Origin of the sequence: Methylocystis sp., assembly GCF_021731785.1 — a bacterium.
Taxonomy (GTDB): Bacteria; Pseudomonadota; Alphaproteobacteria; order Rhizobiales; family Beijerinckiaceae; genus Methylocystis.
Genome location: NZ_JAKFWS010000050.1, coordinates 21311 through 40546 on the forward strand (window position 1 = coordinate 21311; position 19236 = coordinate 40546).

Sequence of the window (19236 nt, forward strand, 5' to 3'; positions counted from 1 at the left end):
TGAGCTCTTCATGGTAGCGGCCCATGCCCCGCCCCCGCCGAATATCGTTTTCGTAAACCATATTATCTGGTCCGCAAACTCGGCTGAGGTCACTATGCGCTTTCGCCCTCGATCCATTTCGCGCGCGTTTCGGCGATGAAGTCGGCGAGACAACCGGCGGCGATCGCCGCGCGCAGGCCCGACATCAATTCCTGATAGTAGGCGACATTGGCTTGCGTGAGCAGCATCATCCCAAGAATCTCCCCCGCTTTTACGAGGTGGTGCAGATAGGCGCGCGAATAATCGCGCGCTGCGGGGCAGGACGACTGCTCGTCGAGCGGCCGCGAGTCATCGGCGTGGCGCGCATTACGCAGCGTCACCCGTCCATGACGGGTATAGGCCAGGCCGTGTCTACCTGCGCGAGTCGGCATCACACAATCGAACATCTCGACTCCACGCGAAACAGCTTCGACGATGTCGTCAGGCGATCCCACGCCCATAAGATAACGAGGCTTTGATTCGGGCAAATGCGGGGCGGTGGTCTCGAGCATGTCGAGCATCACGTCCTGAGGTTCGCCGACGGCGAGACCCCCGACGGCGATCCCGTGGAAATCCATGCCGGCGAGCGCTTTGGCGCTTTCGATCCGAAACCGCTTCGACTCGCCGCCTTGCACAATGCCGAACACCGCCCTGCCCGCGCGTGCCCGAAAAGCCTCGCGCGAGCGCTCGGCCCAGCGCAGCGAGAGGCGCATGGCGCGTTCGGCCTCGTCTTCGGAACATGGCAGGCGCACGCATTCGTCAAGCTGCATCTGAATGTCCGAACCTAGGAGATCCTGAATCTCCATCGAGCGCTCGGGCGAAAGATGATGTCGCGACCCGTCGATATGCGACTGGAAGGTGACGCCGCTTTCATCGAGCTTGCGCAGCTTTGCAAGCGACATCACCTGAAAGCCGCCCGAATCGGTGAGGATCGGATAGGGCCAGCGCATGAATTCATGCAGGCCGCCGAGCCGCGCGATCCGCTCTGCGCCCGGCCGCAGCATCAGATGATAGACATTGCCGAGCAGAATGTCGGCGCCGGCACCGCGCACGTCCTCGGCGAACATCGCCTTCACCGTCGCCGCCGTGCCGACCGGCATAAACGCCGGCGTGCGGATGGTCCCACGCGGCGTCAGGATTTCGCCTTGCCGCGCCGATCCGTCGGTCGCAAGAACGGAGAACGAAAAACCCTGCGTCACTTGTGGTCCTTTGCGCCGAGCGCGGCAATCTTCACGATGCGGTAAACGCCGCTGTCGCTCTCATTGAACCATACGACGAAATCCGATCCGATCTTTATCGTCGCCTCGCGCAGGTCCGTTCGCCAACTCGCGCCTCGCCCAAAGTCGATCCGCCCGTCGCGGCGCAGGATGAACGGACGGACGCAGTCGCCGTCGAGCGCGAACGCGCCGAAGAGCTCCCATGTCGAAGCGATGCGCATGTCTTCGATCCGCGCGTCGATGGTCATCGGCGCTTCTCTTGGATCGTCCCGCCAGAGCGCCAGAATGCGCATGTCGCGAGCGTCGCTCATGTCTCAAAGCGCTGCAGCAGACAGGCGTCGCCATAGGAATAAAAGCGATAGCCGCTTTCGATCGCATGCGCATAGGCGGCCTTCATGCGCTCGAGGCCCACGAATGCGGCGACCAGCATGAACAACGTCGAGCGGGGAAGATGGAAGTTGGTGAGCAGCATGTCGACGGCGCGGAAACGATATCCCGGCGTGATGAAAATTCCGGTGCGCTTCGCATAAGGCGCAATCCTGCCGGCGTCGTCCGCCGCGCTTTCCAGCACGCGCAGCGCCGTCGTGCCGACGGCGACGATGCGGCCGCCCTGCGCTCGCGTCTCATTGAGCGCCTGAGCCGTTTGCGCGTCGAGTCGCGCAAATTCTTCATGCATCTTGTGCAAGTCCGTGTTTTCCGCCTTCACCGGAAGAAACGTGCCCGCGCCGACATGCAGCGTCACGCGATGAAGGCCGACGCCGCGCGCTTTGATCGCCGCCAGCAGTTGCGTGGTGAAATGCAGGCCGGCCGTCGGCGCGGCCACCGCTCCCGCTTCGTGCGCAAAAATCGTCTGATAATCCGTCTCGTCGCGCGCGTCGGCCGAGCGCCTGCCGGCGATATAGGGCGGCAACGGCATGACGCCCGCCTGCTCGATTGCAACGTCCAGCGCCGGTCCGACAAGATCGAAAGCAAGCGTAATCTCGCCGTCATCGCCCTTGGCTTCGACGTGCGCGTCAAGCCCGCTGTCATCGTTAGCAAACCGAATGCGATCTGCAATTGCGAGTTTCTTCGCCGGGCGCATCAATGCGCGCCAATGTGAGGCGTCAAGCCGTTCGATCAGCGTCGCTTCGACGTTGGCGCTCAATTGGCCGCGCAGGCGCCGACCGGAAAGTCGCGCGTGAATGACCCGAGAATCGTTGACGACCAGCGCATCTCCCGGTCGCAAATAGTTGGGCAAGTCCCGCACCCGCCGGTCCTCGAAGCCAGCTTTCGCCGGCACGACCAGCATACGCGCGCTGTCGCGCGGGCTCGCAGGCCGCAACGCGATGCGCTCCGCCGGAAGTTCGAAATCGAAGAGATCGACGCGCATGGAAGCTCATATAAAGATGGCCGGGACAAGCCCGGCCATATCATGCGTCCGCGTAAAGCAGAGACGTTATCCCAACGTCGCCCTGACGATCTTGTCGGGATCGGGAACGGGCTCGCCGCGCTTGATCTTGTCGACATTCTCCATTCCGGAGATCACCTCGCCCCAGACTGTATATTTATTGTCGAGGAAGCGGGCGTCATCGAAGCAGATGAAGAACTGCGAATTGGCGCTGTCCGGGCTTTGCGCCCGGGCCATCGAGCAGGTTCCGCGCACATGGGGCGCGCTGTTGAACTCCGCCTTGAGGTCCGGATATTGCGAGCCGCCTGTGCCGGTGCCGCGGGGGCACCCGGTCTGCGCCATGAAACCGTCGATCACGCGGTGAAAAACGATTCCGTCGTAGAATCCTTCCGAGACGAGCTTCTTGATGTGCGTCACATGATTGGGCGCAAGGTCCGGACGGAATTTGATGACGACCGGTCCTTTCGTCGTCTCGAGCGTCATGGTGTCGGCGGCTTCGGTCATTAGCGCTTCCTTTGATTTCTTTCGGGCGCGACGGCTGTTGAATCTCAGCTCTCGTCGCCGGCGACGCGCATCTTGATGATCTTGTCGGGATTGTCGACCATGCCGTTATTGGACTGGGAGCCCTTCTTGATCTTATCGACGATGTCCATTCCTGACACGACTTCCCCAAAGACCGTATATTTGCCGTTGAGCTGCGGCGCGTCGGCATAACAGATGAAAAACTGGGAATTTCCGGAATTGACGTCGCCGCCTTCGCGCGCCATTCCAACTGTGCCGCGCTTGAACGGCGTATCCGTAAACTCGGCCTTCAGATCCGTATAGCGCGAACCTTGCATTCCGGTGCCGGTTGGATCGCCGGCTTGCGCCATGAAACCGTCGATCACGCGGTGAAAGACGATCCCGTCGTAGAAATGCTCCTTGGCGAGCTTTTCGATCCGCTCGACATGTTTGGGCGCGAGATCCGGCCGCAGCTTGATGGTGACGCGACCGTCCTTTGTGTCGAGATACAGGGTGTGATCATCGGCCGCCCTGGCCGGCGCGGCGCTGAGCGCGGCGGCGGCCGCAGCGGCAAGAAGCAGACGGCGCGTAAGTTTCATGAAGCCTCCCTATGTTTTTGCGCGCCTTTTGACGGCGCGTTCGAGCGCAACGACGGAGGCGGCCGGCGCGAAGGCCGACACGTCGCCGCCAAGCGCCGCGATCTGGCGCACGAAGGTTCCGCTAACGTGGCGTAGCCCCGGCGAAGCCGGCAGGAAAACCGTGCGAATATCGGGCGCGAGCGTCCCGTTCATCCCCGCCATCTGCATTTCATAGTCGAAATCGACGCTGTCGCGCAAACCGCGCAAAATCGCGCAGGCACCATGTTGGCGCGCGGCCTCGACGACGAGACCCTCAAAGCCCGCGACCTCGAAGGCGCAAGACGCGCCAAGCGCGGCGCAGGCGTCGCGAATGACGGCGACGCGCTCCTCGAATGACAGCCAGGGCTCCTTGCCGTGGTGCACGCCGATCGCGACGACGATCCTGTCGAAAAGCGCGCCGCCCTGGGCCATCACGTCGAGATGGCCAAAGGTCAGCGGGTCGAAAGTGCCGGCGTAAAGCGCGGTCCGCGCGGTCGCGGCAGAGGCTGCGGTCATGGCAGGGGTATAGGGGATTTTGCGCGGTTTCGCGAGACGGTGAGCGCCTTCGCCGCCACATCCTGCTCCTCGTCGGCCCCGATATCCCTGACGTCGCGCCCTAGCGCTACTTTTCGCCGACGCCTACACTCGCGAGTTGCGGGCGGAGCGCTACAATAGATTGGGCGCGTCTGGCGTAGAGGGCCGGACGCTTACGAAGGAGACTCCAGGATGGGACTTTTGGATTTTCTGACCGGAAAAGGCAAACCGGGGCCTGCCCCAGACGCGCTCAAGAAAACGGCCGAGGCGACCCCTAAAGCCGAAGAGAAGCCCGCGGCCGCAGGGTCGTCCGCGACAGAGACCTTCTACGTCGTGAAAGAGGGCGACACGCTTTGGAAGATCGCCGAAGCGCACTATGGGGCCGGCAAGGGCGCCAGATATATGGAGATCTTTGAGGCCAATCGGCCTTTGCTGACGGACCCGGACAAAATCCAGCCCGGCCAGCGTCTGCGCATCCTCGCCGCCTCGAGCGGCGCATCGGCCGCCGGAGAGTGGAAACCCCCGAGCGAAATCGCCGGCAAGCAAACCTAGCCGCCGGTTTCGCCTCTACAGAGAGACAACGTCAGGCCGAGCGGGTTCGCGCAAGGCCCGCCAATCACGCCTTCGTCGCCTCGAAGGCCGGGATGTCGCGCGCAAATTTCTCAAGCCAGGCGACCAGACACTGATGCTTGCCGCGCCATGCGCCCGCGAAACGCAAATCAATATAGCCAAGCGCGCAGGCGACGGCGATATGGCCGATGTCGACGTCGCCGGCCGGAGGACCGGCGTCGAGCGCCCCGAGCGCACGGTCAATCTTGCCCTGTTGAAGCGCGATCGCTTCGTCGTAGCGCAGGCCTTCGGGCCGGCTGAAAGACTCATAGCGGATCAGCAGAGCGGCGTCGTTGATGCCGTCGCCCAGCGCTTGCAGCCGCAGCGCCGTGAAGCGGGCCGACGGAACGGCCGGAATCATCCGACCGCCGCCGGCGAGATGATCGAGATACTCGGCGATGACCCGGCTGTCGTAGAGCGCGGAGCCGTCCTCCAAAATCAAAGTCGGGATTTTGCCGAGCGGATTTTGACGACGCAGGCTGTCAGCGGGATCGGCCGCATCGGCGGCGACGATTTCAATCTTTTCCGCAAGGCCGAGCAGGTCGGCAGCGATTCTGATCTTTCTGGCGTAGGGCGAGGCGGGCGAATAACGCAGGATGAGCATCGGCCGTTCCTACCATTCGCATTCGCGACCAACAACGCTCGTCCCAGGTTCGGCTCCAAACTGGCAAAGGCTTTACTCGCCGACCAGCCATGCAACCTCGTAGCCGGCGCCCTCGCCCTGAGCCAGCCGCTCCGCGATATACGCCAGCATTGTCTTTGCCTCCAGCTCAAAGACGAAGGGCGGGTTGACGACGACCATCCCGCACATGCGCAAACCGGGTCCGTCTCCCCCGACTCCCAAGGAAAGACGGAGGATTCGCCGTATGCCACTCCTTCTCAACCGATCGTAAAATCTACGAACGTCATGATCGCTCTTCGAGGGATGCCATAGCGCATAAACGCCGGAGCTCCATTTCGCATAGGCTCGCGTGAAGGCGTCAAAAGCGGCGTCGAACTCGTCCTCGCGCTCGAACGGCGGATCGATCAGAATGAGACCGCGCCGCTCCTTGGGCGGCGCATAAGCGCCAAGCCCCATATAGCCGTCGATTTGAATCGACCTGATGCGCGTGTCGCGCGCAAACCGGCGGCGGAGCGCGGCGAAAGCGTCAGGCCTCAACTCGCAGAAAATCGCGCGGTCCTGCGAACGCAGCAATTTCTGTGCGATCGCCGGCGAACCAGGATAGTACGCGGGCCTCCCCGCTCCGCCAAGCGGCCCCAGACAATCGAGATAGGGCGCGAGCAGCGCGCGAACCTCGGCGCTCGCATCGGAGAGATCCGCGAGACGGCCAACGCCGCCGAGCCACTCGCCGGTGCGTTGCGCTTCATCTGCAAAAAGGTCATAGGCGCCCTCTCCTGCGTGCGTGTCGATCACGCGAAAGGGCGTTTCCTTGCGCCTCAGGTAAATCAGCAGGCGCACGAGCAGCGCGTGCTTGAAGACGTCGGCGAAATTGCCGGCGTGAAACCCGTGGCGATAGTTCATATGCGCTCGATCACGCTGCGTTTGGGCGGATTCGCCCAAACGCAGATAACGTGATCGATCTCAGAAGTTTAGAGCGCGCTTTATGCGAAAAACCGGGTTCCACTTTTTCGCGGCGCGCTCTAGAGCGGCGCGGGCGCGCTGATTTCATGAATGTGGCAGCCACGCTGCGCGACTTCCGGACAGGCGCGAAATTCGCGCAGGTCCTTGGTCAGGCAGACGCGCACGCCGTCCATGATCCCCCGACGGCACGACACCGCCATCATGCCTGGCCGCAACCTCGGATTGGCTTCGTAAAATGCGCGCTCCACGTCAATCGGCGTAACTGTCTGGTCGCGTCCGGGTTTGACGAAGAGTGGCGGGATGGTCACCGCGGCGTTCGCGCGCGCCACGTCGGCAAAATAGTCGCTTGGACTTTTGCCGGTGCAGGTTCCGTGTTTTCGCCACTCATAGCGCGCGAGCCGTTCGTCGGGAAATAGCCCTGCCGCCTTTTCCAGCGCCACGCGCGATGGCGAGCGCGCGCCCGGACATTCGTTCGGAGAGGCTCCCCGCTCGAATTGCGGCCAGAGTCCATGGACGACGAACCCCAACCCTCTTCCCGGTTCGCATTGGTCGCGCGCGCCTTCGACGCTTTCGCAGAAGCCCGGCGACCAGCTAAGCGCCAGAATGTAAAAGTCGAAGTCGCGGGCGCCGGCGCTCGTCGTCGACGCGCCGCGATTCCCGCAATCCTCCGCCGCGCAGTCGCCATCCTTTGCGTCTGCGCCAACCAGTCCGGCGGAAGAAGCCGCCGCGATAAGAAAGGCGATCGCGAAACCAACGAAAACTCTTCTCATATCAAACGACTCTGCAAATATGGACGCCTACGGCCCTGCGGCTCGGCAATTGGGGCTGAAGGCGTGATTGCGGTCAAGCCCGACGACGCACCATGTTACGCCAGGTCCAGCGCCGATAAAGCCCAAGCCCTCTCCAATATTGTAAACGACCTCGCGACTGACGCCATCGTTGAAAAGCGCGTGACCGCGACAATAGCGACGGGGAATATAACTTAGTCCGTTGTTGCGGACGCCCATCTCTCCGACGCCTTCAAAAAAAACGATGGCGAGCGGCGAATTCCAATACCAAGCTTCTCTGGCAGCAAAATCCGAGACAATTCGGGCAAGGATGATCGGATCGGCGCAAACGGGCGCGAGCCCTGAGTATGGCAAAATCCTGTATTCCGCCGGCGGATTTTCTTCACGCGCGGGCTGGGCGACCGCTGTCGCCGCGCCAAGCGCGAGAAGCGCGCTGGCGGCGCGCGTCCAAACCTCGCCCAAGCCAGGGTTGCCGCGCCGCATCTCGCTTCTCCTCAGTCCCGCCAATTACTGACGATTGACGCCAAAACCGTGGCGGACGTCAAGGCTGTCAGCCAGTCAGTCAAGGTTGTGAACCTCGCAATTAACCGAAGGATTGCGACGAGGATGTCAAGGCGTTCAAGACGCGCTATAATGCCCTCCATGTCTATGAGCGTGCAGTCCCTGCGCCGCGTCATTCCGCTCTTTGTTGGCGCATTGATGACGATTGCGGCGCCCGACGCGTCCTTTGCGCAGGACCCCTTTACCGAATTTTTCGGCGGACTCTTTGGCGGCCCGCCGCATAGGTCATCCGGGCATCGCGGCGAGCCGCGGGTCCGGCGGATCATGCCGCACCGAGAAAATCGCGCGCCGACCTATTGGCACGGCCAGACCGACAATCCGCGCCGCGCGGCGAAACATACCGACGGCGCGACGCCGGACCAGTCGCAGAGCGCCGCCGTCACCCAGCCCGCGTTCTTCGTCTTGACGATGGGCGATACGCTGGGCCTGCTTCTCGCCGACGGCCTGAAGGAGGGATTTTCAGATCGCCCCGACGTGGCCATCCTGAGAAAGGGCCGGGAAAGCAGCGGACTTGTGCGCGATGACTTCTTCGATTGGCCGAAGGCGGCGAAGGAGATCGCCGCCGACGCGCAAAAGATCGATGTCGCCGTGGTCATGCTCGGCAGCAACGACCGTCAAGCGATTCAGCAAGGTCAAGAATCATATGAGCCGCTGTCGCCCCGCTGGCGAGAAATCTACGCGGCGCGCGTCGATGCGGTGATCGCGGCCTTCAAGGAAAAGAACATCCCGGTCATTTGGGTCGGTCTGCCAGTCATGAAAAACGAGCGGCTGTCGGCCGACATGGCGCAGCTCAACGAAATTTTCAAAGCCCGCGCGGCCCGCGCCGATGTGCCCTACGTCGATCTCTGGGATGCGCTGACCGACGAACACGGGCAATACAGCGCGTTCGGGCCTGACATCAACGGCCAGATCGTCAAGCTGCGCTCGGCCGACGGCGTGCATTTCACCGAGGCTGGCGCGCGCAGCGTCGCGCATTTCGTCGAAGGGGAAATCAAGAAATATTACGACGCCTATCGGCGCCAGCAACAAGCCCCGGTCGCCGGCGCTCCGGCCGCGTCGCCATCGGAGGCGTCGAAGGCCGCGACTGCGCCCCAGCAACCGGTGGCGTCGGCTCCGGCGAACGGCCAGCCGATCATATTCCGCTCTCCCGTCGGCGGCCCTTCGACGGCCCCGACGTTGCCTGAGCGGCCAGCGGTCGGCCCCAGTCAACAGCTGACTGGTGGGGGAACGGCGACTGAGCTCGCCAGGAAAACTACCGCCGGCAAAGCGGCTGACGCGCCCGAGCAGGCGCTCGCTCGACATGTTTTCGTGGAGGGCGGCGACCAAAGTCCGCGCAACAATCGCGCTGACGACTATAGCTGGCGTCCACCAACGAACCCCGTTTCTGAGCCGCGCTAACGATTTGTGCGTTCGCGCACGGAACGCTTTTCGGTGGTTCTGCATTGTCTCTGCACAACAGGGAAATTGTGGAGCCCCCGTTATGTCCCACCGTGAGTTCGCTGCCCGCCGCTTCTTGAAGGTCGCCGCCGTCGCCGCCGTTGCGGGACTTTCGTCGACCGCCGCCCACGCCCAGGAACGCTCCTTCATGGCGCTGTTCGGTCAGGCGGACGGCGCGCAGGACGCCGCCGCCTATTATGACGCGCGCGAGCAGCAGGCCGATTACGGCCGAGGTCAGCAGAACTATGATGGCGGGCAGGACCCGCGGTCATATTACGCCTCCCAGGACCCGCAAGCCTATTCCGGTTCGCAGGACCCGCAGGCCTATTATGGCGGCCAGGAAGACGCACGGCTTGCTCGCGAATATCCGACCACGACGCGCGAGATCGTGCCGGACCCGACCAATGAGCGTCCGGGCACCATCACCGTCGACACCAAGAATCGCTATCTCTATTTGTCGCTGCCGAACGGACAGGCCGTGCGCTACGGCGTCGGCGTCGGCCGCGAGGGCTTCACCTGGAAAGGCCGGACGCATATCGGCCGCAAGGAAGCGTGGCCCGGCTGGACGCCTCCGACGGCAATGTTGAAGCGCCGGCCTGATCTGCCCCGCCACATGTCCGGCGGCGAGGACAATCCGCTGGGCGCGCGCGCGATGTATCTCTACTCGGGCGGTCGCGACACGATGTTCCGCATCCACGGCTCCAACGAGCCTTGGACGATCGGTCAAGCGGTGTCCTCGGGCTGCATCCGCATGCTGAACGCCGACGTGACCGATCTGTTCAGCCGCGTAAAGGTAGGCGCTTCGGTCGTCGTGCTGTAGGCGAACCCAACGTCGGGAGAAAGGCCCCGTTTCGCGGGGCCTTTTTTGCGCGCCCTATTCGAGCGAGCAATTGAACACGAAGTTTGTGAGCGCCGAGAAGGTCACTTGGACGAATACCCAGATGCCGATCAACGACCAAGCGAGCTTGTATTTCTCGCGCCCATGAAGAAATGCGCCAAAAAGCGGCAGGATAAGGAAGAAGAACTGCCAGGGGGTGCTGACGAATGTGTCGCAATACCAGAGATTCAGTTTCTCGCTAACCATTACTCTCACCTTGGCAGATTGGTTTCACCCATGAGGAATTCGTCCACCGAGTGGGCGCACTGGCGACCTTCGCGAATAGCCCAAACGACGAGCGATTGTCCGCGCCGCATGTCGCCGCAAGCGAAGATTTTCTCGCGAGACGCTTGGTATGCGCGGGTGTCCGCCGCGACATTGCCACGGGAGTCGAAAACGATTCCGAGCCCTTCTAGCAGGCCTTCGCGCACCGGCGACACAAAACCCATCGCGAGCAGCACGAGATCGGCCCTGAGCCTGAAGTCGCTCCCCGGCTCCTCCTGCATTTTGCCGTCGACGCGCACGCAGCGCAGCGCCTTCACCGCGCCGTCTTTGCCTTCGAATTCGCGCGTCAGCACCGAAAATTCGCGCGCCGAACCCTCGTCATGGGAAGAGGAGGTGCGCAACTTCAACGGCCAGTCGGGCCAGGTCAGCAGCTTGTGCTCCTTCTCCGGCGGGCGCGGCATGATTTCGAGCTGAGTGACCGAAAGCGCGCCCTGGCGTACTGATGTGCCGATGCAGTCGGAACCGGTGTCGCCGCCGCCGATGACGATGACATGCTTGCCTGTGGCGAGGATCGGCTCGTTGGTCGAGAGCGGCTCGCCCGAGACTCGACGGTTCTGCTGCGGCAGAAAATCCATCGCGAAGTGGACGCCGCGCAATTCGCGGCCGGGGATCGACAAGTCGCGCGGCTGTTCGGCGCCCCCGGCGAGGATCACCGCGTCATGGCCGGCGACTAGATCGTCGGCGGACAGATCGACGCCGACATGAACGCCGCAGCGAAACGTGACGCCTTCCGCCTCCATCTGCTGAACGCGGCGCTCGATGAGATGCTTTTCCATCTTGAAGTCGGGAATGCCGTATCGCAGCAGCCCGCCGGGCTTTGCATGCTTTTCGTAAACATGCGCGTCATGGCCGGCGCGGGCGAGCTGCTGCGCCGCGGCGAGACCCGCAGGCCCGGAGCCGACGATTGCGATCTTCTTGCCTGTCTTGCGCTTGGGCGGTTCGGGAATGACCCAGCCCTGCTCAAATCCGCGGTCGACGATTGCGCATTCGATGGTCTTGATTGTGACCGGTTGATCCTGGAGATTCAGCGTGCAGGACGCCTCGCAGGGCGCAGGGCAGACGCGGCCGGTGAACTCAGGGAAGTTGTTCGTCGAATGCAGATTGACCAGCGCGCGCCGCCACTCGCCGTGGTAGACGAGGTCGTTCCAGTCGGGAATCTGATTGTTGACCGGGCATCCGTTGTGACAAAACGGAATGCCGCAATCCATGCAGCGCGACGCTTGGCTGCGCGTCGTTTCGTCTGACAACGGAATGACGAATTCGCGATAGTGGCGAATGCGGTCGGCCGCCGGCTTGTATTTGCGGTCATGCCGGTCGATCTCCAGAAACCCGGTCACCTTACCCATCTTCTCGCGCACCTTTCGCGCCTCGACCGCGGAGGCAACGGCATTTCTCATCGGCGCGGCAGTCTTCTGCCCGAAAGCGAAATCGCTTTCTGGCCTAAGCGCCCTGAGCTGCCGCAATCTTGGATGTTTTCTAAACGCGTTCGAGGGGTCGCCGTCAAGCCGCGACCGCCGCCGCGCAAACTATTGGGTCCTGGGGCTCATACCGCCAGCTGCGGGAGCAACGCGGCGAAGCGAATCCTCCCTAACAAGTGTATGCAGCAATTTCACCTGCCGCTGAGCCTTCGCTTCGTAAAGCGCTTCGTCGGCGACCGCGAGAAGAGCCTCGGCGTCCGACCCATGTTCCGGAACAAGGGCGACGCCGACGCTTACGCCGATCGTCGCGCACACGCCGTCGCCGAGGTCGTAGGACGCCGATATTGCGCTCGTCAGGCGGTCGCTCAGTTCCGCCGCCTGCTCGCTGGTCAACCCTTTGGCGAGAACGACGAATTCGTCTCCGCCAATCCGCGCAGCTATGTCGGTGGCGCGCAAGGAATGGCGGAGGCGCTCCGCAACCAGTTTGAGCAGGCTGTCTCCTGCGGCGTGTCCGTAGGTGTCATTGACCGCCTTGAAGTTGTCGAGATCGAGAAAAAGGATCGCGAGATCGCCGCCGAGCGGGGGCGCGCTTTTAAGGCTAGCCTCGACGGCGACGGCAAGTCCGACGCGATTCGACAGGCCGGTGAGCGCGTCGTGCTCGGCGCGATGTCCGTTCTCCCACTCGCCGCGCATCGTCGCCACCAACATCTTGTTGAGCGTGAAGGCTGCGGCGCTCATTGCAGCGAGATAAAGCGGCACTTGCAGCAAGACCACATAAAGCAGTGGCTCGCCCGCGATGATGACCGCCGGCGCAAATGGGCCGAGGCTGAGCAGCATCATCGCGGTCGCAAGACGCGGTGCGCCGAAGGTCCGGAAGCAGACGCCGCCGACCATCGCCGTCGCCGACGAACAGGCGACTGTGGCGACGACCCAGTCGCCGCTGGTCAGGCTGACAAAGCCGCCATAGCCGATGCTGGCGCTCCACAACAGGCCTAGCGAGAGATAGAGATCGGTGTGTGTCTCGCGCCGCTCCGAAGCGGCCCGGCGCGCGATCAGCAACTGCGCCAGTCGCAATCCACAAATCACGACCTCGAGGATGAGCCAAATGATGAACGGCAGCGAGGGCTGGCGAATAACGACCACGGCCGCCACTGCGATCGTATTGATGACGCCAGCGGCGAACACAGGAAGAGTTCCGAAGAGACCGCCGATCAACTTCAGCTGGATATCGCCGGGCGCGCCCGGAGTCGGGCTGACAAGCCAGCGCATCGCCGCCCAGCGCGGCATGCTGTAAACTATTAAGTCGTCTCGCATCAGGCTTCCTAGCCGCCGTTAGGGAAAACCGCCGAGTTTAAACGAACTTAGCTTAACTCCTGTTTTACAATCCTTGCCGACAAACGCAAGGCGGCGGTCGCGTGCCGTCCTGCCGGTCTCATACGATTTTCGTCTGAGCCGCTCGCGTCACTCCCGAAACGCGTGCGGCGCGCGACCGGAGACCCAGCGCAAACTCAGCGCTTCTGGATGATCGGCTCTAAATTCCCGGTCAGGCCTTCGGCCTGCCGGGTATGATGGCACGTCGAACGCATCAACCGCTGTTCGTATTACTGCGCCGAAGTCACTCACCCGCAGCCTTCAGCTGTGGCGCCCTCCCCCTCCGCGCGCTCAACTCGTTGAGCGCGCGGCGATATTCGACCGGCATGACCTTCCGGAACTTGACCATGAAGCTTGGCCAATCTTCCAAAATTTCCCGAGCCCGAGTGGAGCCGGTATATCGCAGGTGATTTGCGATGAGCTGGCGAAGACGCTCGGCGTCGAATCGCGTCATGTCGCTCATCACGTCGACGCGGCCATGGCCTTCCAGGTCGCCGGACTGATGATAGGTCTCGGTCATGACCGCCTCCTCGTCCCGCACCGGCTCAAGGTCGACCATCGCGAGGTTGCAGCGCGTCGAGAAAGCATCCTCCTCGTCCAGGACGTAGGCGATGCCGCCCGACATGCCAGCGGCGAAGTTTCGGCCAGTCTGGCCCAGGACCACCACGACGCCGCCCGTCATATATTCGCAGCCGTGATCGCCGACGCCTTCAACGACCGCGATCGCGCCCGAGTTGCGCACGGCGAAGCGTTCGCCGGCGACGCCGCGGAAATAACATTCGCCGGCGACCGCGCCATAGAGCACCGTATTGCCGACAATGATCGAGTTCGCCGGGTCGATCTGCTTGGCCGCGCGCGACGGATGGACGATAAGTTTTCCGCCCGAGAGGCCCTTGCCCACATAATCGTTGGCTTCGCCTTCGAGGCGCAACGTCACGCCGCGCGCGAGAAACGCGCCAAAGCTCTGGCCCGCCGTCCCAGTGGCGCGAATGTCGATCGTGTCCTCGGGCAGTCCCGCATGGCCATAGATTCGGGCGACTTCGCCGGAAAGCATCGCGCCCGTGGCACGATCGACGTTACGGATCGACGTATCGATCGAGACCTTCGCGCCGCGATCAAGCGCCGCGCGCGCCTGGGCGATGAGCGTGTTGTCGAGGACCTTATCCAGTCCGTGATCCTGCGCGGCGCTGTGCCGAATTGCAGCGCCTTCTCCTCGTGGCTTAAGGAACAGCTTGGAGAAATCTAGCCCGCGCGCCTTCCAATGCGCGATCGCCTTGTCCTTGTCGAGCATTTGCATTTGCCCGGTCATCTCGGCGAAGCTGCGATAGCCCATGGCGGCCATGAGTTCGCGCGCTTCTTGGGCGACGAAGAAGAAGTAATTGATGACATGTTCCGGCAAGCCGACGAAACGCTTGCGCAAGACAGGGTCCTGAGTCGCCACGCCGACAGGGCAAGTGTTGAGATGACACTTGCGCATCATGATGCAGCCCGCCGCAATCAGCGGCGCCGTCGCGAAACCGAATTCATCCGCGCCAAGCAACGCTCCGATCACCACGTCGCGGCCGGTACGCAAGCCGCCGTCGACCTGCACGGCGATGCGTGAACGCAGATTGTTCAGCACCAGCGTCTGATGGGTTTCGGCGAGACCGATCTCCCACGGCGAACCCGCGTGCTTGATAGACGTCAGCGGCGATGCGCCGGTGCCGCCCTCAAAGCCGGAGATCGTCACATGATCGGCGCGGCCCTTGGAGACGCCCGCGGCGACGGTGCCGACGCCCACCTCCGAGACGAGCTTCACCGACACGGCGGCGCGCGGATTGGCGTTCTTGAGATCGAAGATCAGCTGCGCCAAATCCTCGATCGAATAAATGTCGTGGTGCGGCGGCGGCGAGATCAGCCCGACGCCGGGCGTCGAGTGACGCACTTTAGCGATGACCGCGTCGACCTTGTCACCCGGCAATTGTCCGCCTTCGCCGGGCTTCGCGCCCTGCGCCATCTTGATCTGGATCATGTCGGCGTTGACGAGATATTCGGTCGTCACGCCGAACCGCCCCGAGGCGACCTGCTTGATGGCGCTGCGCATCGAGTCGCCGTTCGGCAGCGGCTTGAATCGGTCCGACTCTTCGCCGCCCTCGCCGGTGTTCGACTTGCCGCCGATGCGATTCATGGCGATGGCGAGCGTCGTATGCGCCTCGCGCGAGATCGAACCAAACGACATGGCGCCGGTCGAGAAGCGCTTGACGATTTCGCTTGCCGGCTCGACCTCATCGAGCGGAACTGGCTTGCGGCCGTCCTCTTCGGCGTCCTTTATCCGGAAGAGGCCGCGAAGATTGAGAAGCCTTTCGTCCTGTTCATTGAGGAGCTTGGCGAAGGCGCGATATTTGTCATGCGCATTGCCGCGCACCGCATGCTGCAGGAGCGACACGGTCTGCGGCGTCCAGCTGTGCGCTTCGCCTCTGATGCGGAAGGCGTAATCGCCGCCGACGTCGAGCGCCTCCTTGTAGACGGGCGCGTCGCTGAAGGCGAGACGATGGCGGCGCACGGTCTCGCGCGCAATTTCATCAAGGCCGACGCCTTCAATGCGCGTCGTCGTCCCGGTGAAGAATTCGTCGACGAAGCTTTGCGCAAGACCGACGGCGTCAAAGATCTGCGCGCCGCAATAGGACTGATAGGTGGAGATGCCCATCTTGGACATCACCTTGAGAAGTCCCTTGTCGATCGCCTTGATGAAGCGCTTGACGGCCGTCGGACCATCGACGTCTGAGGGAAACTCCGCCGCCGAAGCGATAAGCGTCTCAAACGCAAGGTAAGGATTGATCGCTTCGGCGCCGTAGCCCGCAAGACAGCAGAAATGGTGCACCTCGCGCGCCTCGCCGGTTTCGACGACGAGGCCGACGGACGTCCGCAGTCCTCTGCGGATCAGATGATGGTGCACGGCGGCGGTCGCGAGCAGCGCCGGGATCGGGATGCGATCAGGCCCGACCATGCGATCGGAGAGGATGATGATGTTGTAGCGGCCGCTGACCGCCTCCTCGGCGCGTTGACACAGCCGCTTGATCGCGGCGTGCATGCCCTCGGCGCCTTTCGCGGCGTCGTAGGTGACGTCAATCGTCTTGGTGTCGAAACTGTCCTCGATGGTGCCGATCCAGCGGATTTTTTCGAGGTCTTCGCTCGTCAGGATCGGTTGGCGCACTTCAAGGCGCTTCTTATTCGCCGAGCCTTCGTGGTCGAGGATGTTGGGCCGCGGACCGATGAAGGACACGAGGCTCATCACCAGCTCTTCGCGGATCGGATCGATCGGCGGATTGGTGACCTGCGCGAAGTTCTGCTTGAAATAGGTGTAGAGCAGCTTTTCCTTATCGGAGAGCGCCGACACTGGCGTGTCCGTGCCCATCGAGCCGACCGCCTCCTGGCCTGTGACGGCCATGGGGAACAGCAGCAGGTCGAGGTCCTCCTGCGTGTAGCCGAAGGCCTGCTGGCGATCGAGCATCGACACGTCCCAGCGCGCGGGACGCGTATCGACGGGCTTCAAATCCTCAAGCTGAATTTGCGTGCGCGCCAGCCACTCCTTGTAGGGGTGAGAGTTCGACAGATCCTTCTTGATTTCATCGTCGGAGATGATGCGCCCCTGCTCGAGATCGACAAGCAGCATTTTGCCGGGCTGGAGGCGCCATTTGGCGACGATCTTCTCTTCAGGAATCGGCAACACGCCCATTTCTGACGCCATGACGACAAGACCGTCGTCGGTGACGAGATAGCGCGCCGGCCGCAGGCCGTTGCGGTCGAGCGTCGCGCCGATCTGCATGCCATCGGTGAAGGCCATGGCGGCGGGACCGTCCCATGGCTCCATGAGCGCGGCGTGATGCTCGTAGAACGCCTTGCGGTCGGCGTCCATCAACGGATTGCCGGCCCAGGCCTCGGGAATCAGCATCATCACCGCATGCGCGAGCGAATAGCCGCCGCGCACCAGGAATTCGAGCGCATTGTCGAAACAGGCGGTGTCGGACTGGCCCTCATAGGAGATCGGCCACAGCTTGCTGATCCCGTCGCCGAAGAGCGGCGAAGAGACCGACGCTTGTCGCGCCGCCATCCAGTTGAGATTGCCGCGCAGCGTGTTGATCTCGCCGTTGTGCGCGACGAAGCGGTAAGGATGCGCGAGCCGCCAGGACGGAAAAGTGTTGGTCGCGAAACGCTGATGCACCAGCGCCAGCGACGAGACGAAACGCGCGTCCTTGAGATCGAGGAAATATTCTCCGAGCTGCGAGACGAGCACCATGCCCTTGTAGACGATGGTGCGCGAGGAAACCGACACCGCATAGAACTCGCGCCCGCCATTGCCGAGCGTATAGATTTCGTTCGAGGCCGCCTTGCGCGCAAGATAAATGCGCCGTTCGAAAACGTCGGCGTCGGCGACGTTGGAGCCCCGACCGATGAAGATTTGCGCATGGTGCGGCTCAACGGCCTTCACCGCCTCGCCGAGATCGCTCGAATTGACCGGAAGATCGCGCCAGCCCAGGACGACGAGGCCTTCTGCTTCAACCGACTTTTCGATGATGCCGCGCGCCCGCGCGCGCGTGTCCGGATCGCGCGGCAGAAAAAACTGGCCGATCGCATAGTCGCCGGCGGAGGGAAGCTCGATGCCGAGCTTTGCGCATTCCGCCTTGAAGAATTCATGCGGGATTTGCACGAGGATGCCGCAGCCGTCGCCGAGCTTGGGATCGGCGCCGACGGCGCCGCGATGGTCGAGATTGAGCAGGATGCGCAACCCCATTTCGACAATCGCGTGCGACTTTTCGTTGCGCATATTCGCGACGAAGCCGACGCCGCAGGAGTCGTGCTCCTTGGCGGGGTCGTATAGTCCCTGCGCCGGCGGGAGAGCGGGATCGCGGCCGAGCGGCTGCGCTCCGGCTTCAGCGACATGCTCGGCGGCTTTCGTCATCTCGGCGTCTCCTCGACGGGACCGCGCGCCTCTTCGTGCGCCGCTCCCTCCCGGTCATCGAACCATAAAATTGTCGCAGGCGTGACCGAAATCGTCACTGCCCGAGTCATGCGCTTCGCCGTAAACGCAGGTTCCGCAATGGCGATTGCGAATCCTCGCGTCCTCGTCGCGCCGTTCCGCGCGAGGCAAGGGACGCGCCACCCCTGCAAGCCCTCTCGTTCCTCGTTGGCGCCGGCGTTCTGTCGAGCGCCGACCCCTTAGATGAAACAACGGTTTCCAAAGGCGAGCCCCGCTTTAAGGTCAGCATCGCTGACATATTTGCGGGGGTAACTTACTGCCAGATTTGGGCCGAAGTGACAAGCAATCGCATGAGCTTTGGGCGCCTTCCGCGGTCCAATGCTCGCCGCAATGTTGTCGGAGCCTCTCGGCGCGGTCGAGACGCACGAACAGGGAAGAATCAATGCGGTCATTGGATTGGAAAGTGGGCCTGCCGTTCGCCTTGGCTTTGGCCGCGAGCACGGCGGTTCCGCAGCACGCCTTCGCCCAATTTTTCTTCCATCCCTTCGCGAATAGCTTCCGCCGCCCAATCCCCGAAGAAGGCCCCCCGGCCTTCGCATCCCGTCGCGCCGTCGCCGCCATCCTCGGGCGCACGGGCTATCAATTGGCCGGGCCGCTTGGTCGTCGGGGCGATCAGATCGTCGCGACCGGCGTCAATGGCCATGACGGCGCGATGCGCTTCATAATTGATCCCTACGAGGGGCGCATCCTGCGCGCGGTTCGGCTCGGACCGCCGCCGATGAATGACCGGGGGCCGCGCTACGGCGGAAATTACGGGCCGCCCGGCGGCGATCCTTATGCGCCTCCCGCAGCCGGCGGCCCCGGGCCGGTCGGTCCCGGCCCCGCCGGCCGCGATCTTGGCCATGAGCGCTACCCGGATGCGGAACAAGGGCGCCTGGCGCCCGGCGCAGGTCCGGAAGGCGGCGCGGCGAACAAATCCGCGCAGCAGCGCGCACGATCGGCTCAAAAAGGCGCCGGGTCCGGCGAGAATGCGCGCGCGATCACGTCGACGGCGAAACCCACAGCCGCCGCCTCCCC

At 63.1% G+C, this 19236-nt stretch carries 16 protein-coding genes and 2 pseudogenes; 4 read left to right on the plus strand and 14 right to left on the minus strand.

The genetic code is table 11. The features are described 5' to 3' along the window. Window positions 1–92: 92 nt before the first annotated feature. The 6 genes from tgt to coaD form a co-directional block, all read right to left on the minus strand. Entirely contained in the window at window positions 93–1217 is a 1125-nt protein-coding gene (tgt, locus tag QZ964_RS10285) for a tRNA guanosine(34) transglycosylase Tgt (RefSeq protein WP_292531445.1), read from the minus strand. Further along, window positions 1214–1546 (minus strand): hypothetical protein, encoded by a 333-nt coding sequence (locus QZ964_RS10290; protein WP_292531447.1) that lies wholly within the window; start codon window positions 1544–1546, stop codon window positions 1214–1216. Before QZ964_RS10290 ends, tgt begins: the two co-directional genes overlap by 4 nt. Further along, window positions 1543–2604, minus strand: a complete 1062-nt coding sequence (gene queA / locus QZ964_RS10295) for a tRNA preQ1(34) S-adenosylmethionine ribosyltransferase-isomerase QueA (RefSeq protein WP_292531448.1) — start codon at window positions 2602–2604, stop codon at window positions 1543–1545. Before queA ends, QZ964_RS10290 begins: the two co-directional genes overlap by 4 nt. Window positions 2605–2670: 66 nt before the next feature. Beyond that, entirely contained in the window at window positions 2671–3126 is a 456-nt protein-coding gene (locus tag QZ964_RS10300) for a peptidylprolyl isomerase (protein WP_292531449.1), read from the minus strand. Window positions 3127–3170: 44 nt separating this feature from the next. Further along, window positions 3171–3722 carry a peptidylprolyl isomerase gene (locus QZ964_RS10305; RefSeq protein WP_292531450.1) on the minus strand — a complete coding sequence of 184 codons (552 nt, stop codon included), beginning with the start codon at window positions 3720–3722 and terminating at the stop codon, window positions 3171–3173. 9 nt (window positions 3723–3731) lie between these two features. Next, complete coding sequence (coaD, locus tag QZ964_RS10310; RefSeq protein WP_292531452.1) at window positions 3732–4256, minus strand: pantetheine-phosphate adenylyltransferase; 525 nt, start codon at window positions 4254–4256, stop codon at window positions 3732–3734. 342 nt (window positions 4257–4598) lie between these two features. Here coaD and QZ964_RS10315 point away from each other — a divergent pair. Beyond that, window positions 4599–4826: pseudogene (locus QZ964_RS10315) on the plus strand (LysM peptidoglycan-binding domain-containing protein); the annotation flags it as partial. A gap of 64 nt (window positions 4827–4890) precedes the next feature. On the opposite strand, the gene QZ964_RS10320 reads toward QZ964_RS10315, so the two are convergent. The 4 genes from QZ964_RS10320 to QZ964_RS10335 all read right to left on the minus strand — a co-directional run bounded on the left by QZ964_RS10320 (window position 4891) and on the right by QZ964_RS10335 (window position 7736). Continuing rightward, window positions 4891–5487, minus strand: coding sequence for a glutathione S-transferase (locus QZ964_RS10320; protein ID WP_292531453.1), 597 nt, complete (start codon window positions 5485–5487; stop codon window positions 4891–4893). Window positions 5488–5559: 72 nt separating this feature from the next. After that, complete coding sequence (locus QZ964_RS10325) at window positions 5560–6405, minus strand: 23S rRNA (adenine(2030)-N(6))-methyltransferase RlmJ (protein WP_292531454.1); 846 nt, start codon at window positions 6403–6405, stop codon at window positions 5560–5562. 119 nt (window positions 6406–6524) lie between these two features. Then, complete coding sequence (locus tag QZ964_RS10330; RefSeq protein WP_292531455.1) at window positions 6525–7235, minus strand: ribonuclease T2; 711 nt, start codon at window positions 7233–7235, stop codon at window positions 6525–6527. Between the two features lie 27 nt (window positions 7236–7262). Beyond that, window positions 7263–7736, minus strand: coding sequence for a hypothetical protein (locus QZ964_RS10335; RefSeq protein WP_292531456.1), 474 nt, complete (start codon window positions 7734–7736; stop codon window positions 7263–7265). A 150-nt stretch (window positions 7737–7886) separates the two neighbouring features. Here QZ964_RS10335 and QZ964_RS10340 point away from each other — a divergent pair, with 150 nt between their 5' ends. Next, on the plus strand, window positions 7887–9212 hold the full coding sequence (locus QZ964_RS10340; protein WP_292531457.1) for a DUF459 domain-containing protein: 1326 nt from the start codon (window positions 7887–7889) through the stop codon (window positions 9210–9212). A gap of 82 nt (window positions 9213–9294) precedes the next feature. Then, entirely contained in the window at window positions 9295–10071 is a 777-nt protein-coding gene (locus tag QZ964_RS10345; RefSeq protein WP_292531459.1) for a L,D-transpeptidase, read from the plus strand. Between the two features lie 54 nt (window positions 10072–10125). On the opposite strand, the gene QZ964_RS10350 is transcribed toward QZ964_RS10345, so the two are convergent. The 4 genes from QZ964_RS10350 to gltB form a co-directional block, all read right to left on the minus strand. Beyond that, window positions 10126–10335 carry a hypothetical protein gene (locus QZ964_RS10350; RefSeq protein ID WP_292531461.1) on the minus strand — a complete coding sequence of 70 codons (210 nt, stop codon included), beginning with the start codon at window positions 10333–10335 and terminating at the stop codon, window positions 10126–10128. Window positions 10336–10340: 5 nt separating this feature from the next. Then, window positions 10341–11759, minus strand: coding sequence for a glutamate synthase subunit beta (locus QZ964_RS10355; RefSeq protein ID WP_292531465.1), 1419 nt, complete (start codon window positions 11757–11759; stop codon window positions 10341–10343). Window positions 11760–11939: 180 nt separating this feature from the next. Further along, window positions 11940–13145, minus strand: coding sequence for a diguanylate cyclase (locus QZ964_RS10360; protein WP_292531463.1), 1206 nt, complete (start codon window positions 13143–13145; stop codon window positions 11940–11942). 301 nt (window positions 13146–13446) lie between these two features. After that, window positions 13447–18141 carry a glutamate synthase large subunit gene (gene gltB / locus QZ964_RS10365; RefSeq protein WP_292531464.1) on the minus strand — a complete coding sequence of 1565 codons (4695 nt, stop codon included), beginning with the start codon at window positions 18139–18141 and terminating at the stop codon, window positions 13447–13449. Between the two features lie 460 nt (window positions 18142–18601). On the opposite strand from gltB, the pseudogene QZ964_RS10370 reads away from it, so the two are divergent. Next, window positions 18602–19236: pseudogene (locus QZ964_RS10370) on the plus strand (hypothetical protein); the annotation flags it as partial.

Excerpts from the sequence above, each read along its gene's own strand:
- QZ964_RS10320 (WP_292531453.1), bottom strand. The coding sequence starts at position 5,487 with ATGCTCATCCTGCGTTATTCGCCCGCCTCGCCCTACGCCAGAAAGATC.
- gltB (WP_292531464.1), bottom strand. The coding sequence starts at position 18,141 with ATGACGAAAGCCGCCGAGCATGTCGCTGAAGCCGGAGCGCAGCCGCTC.
- QZ964_RS10355 (WP_292531465.1), bottom strand. The coding sequence starts at position 11,759 with ATGGGTAAGGTGACCGGGTTTCTGGAGATCGACCGGCATGACCGCAAA.
- coaD (WP_292531452.1), bottom strand. The coding sequence starts at position 4,256 with ATGACCGCAGCCTCTGCCGCGACCGCGCGGACCGCGCTTTACGCCGGC.
- QZ964_RS10340 (WP_292531457.1), top strand. The coding sequence starts at position 7,887 with ATGCCCTCCATGTCTATGAGCGTGCAGTCCCTGCGCCGCGTCATTCCG.
- QZ964_RS10325 (WP_292531454.1), bottom strand. The coding sequence starts at position 6,405 with ATGAACTATCGCCACGGGTTTCACGCCGGCAATTTCGCCGACGTCTTC.
- QZ964_RS10335 (WP_292531456.1), bottom strand. The coding sequence starts at position 7,736 with ATGCGGCGCGGCAACCCTGGCTTGGGCGAGGTTTGGACGCGCGCCGCC.
- QZ964_RS10300 (WP_292531449.1), bottom strand. The coding sequence starts at position 3,126 with ATGACCGAAGCCGCCGACACCATGACGCTCGAGACGACGAAAGGACCG.
- QZ964_RS10305 (WP_292531450.1), bottom strand. The coding sequence starts at position 3,722 with ATGAAACTTACGCGCCGTCTGCTTCTTGCCGCTGCGGCCGCCGCCGCG.
- QZ964_RS10350 (WP_292531461.1), bottom strand. The coding sequence starts at position 10,335 with ATGGTTAGCGAGAAACTGAATCTCTGGTATTGCGACACATTCGTCAGC.
- queA (WP_292531448.1), bottom strand. The coding sequence starts at position 2,604 with ATGCGCGTCGATCTCTTCGATTTCGAACTTCCGGCGGAGCGCATCGCG.
- QZ964_RS10330 (WP_292531455.1), bottom strand. The coding sequence starts at position 7,235 with ATGAGAAGAGTTTTCGTTGGTTTCGCGATCGCCTTTCTTATCGCGGCG.
- QZ964_RS10290 (WP_292531447.1), bottom strand. The coding sequence starts at position 1,546 with ATGAGCGACGCTCGCGACATGCGCATTCTGGCGCTCTGGCGGGACGAT.
- QZ964_RS10345 (WP_292531459.1), top strand. The coding sequence starts at position 9,295 with ATGTCCCACCGTGAGTTCGCTGCCCGCCGCTTCTTGAAGGTCGCCGCC.
- QZ964_RS10360 (WP_292531463.1), bottom strand. The coding sequence starts at position 13,145 with ATGCGAGACGACTTAATAGTTTACAGCATGCCGCGCTGGGCGGCGATG.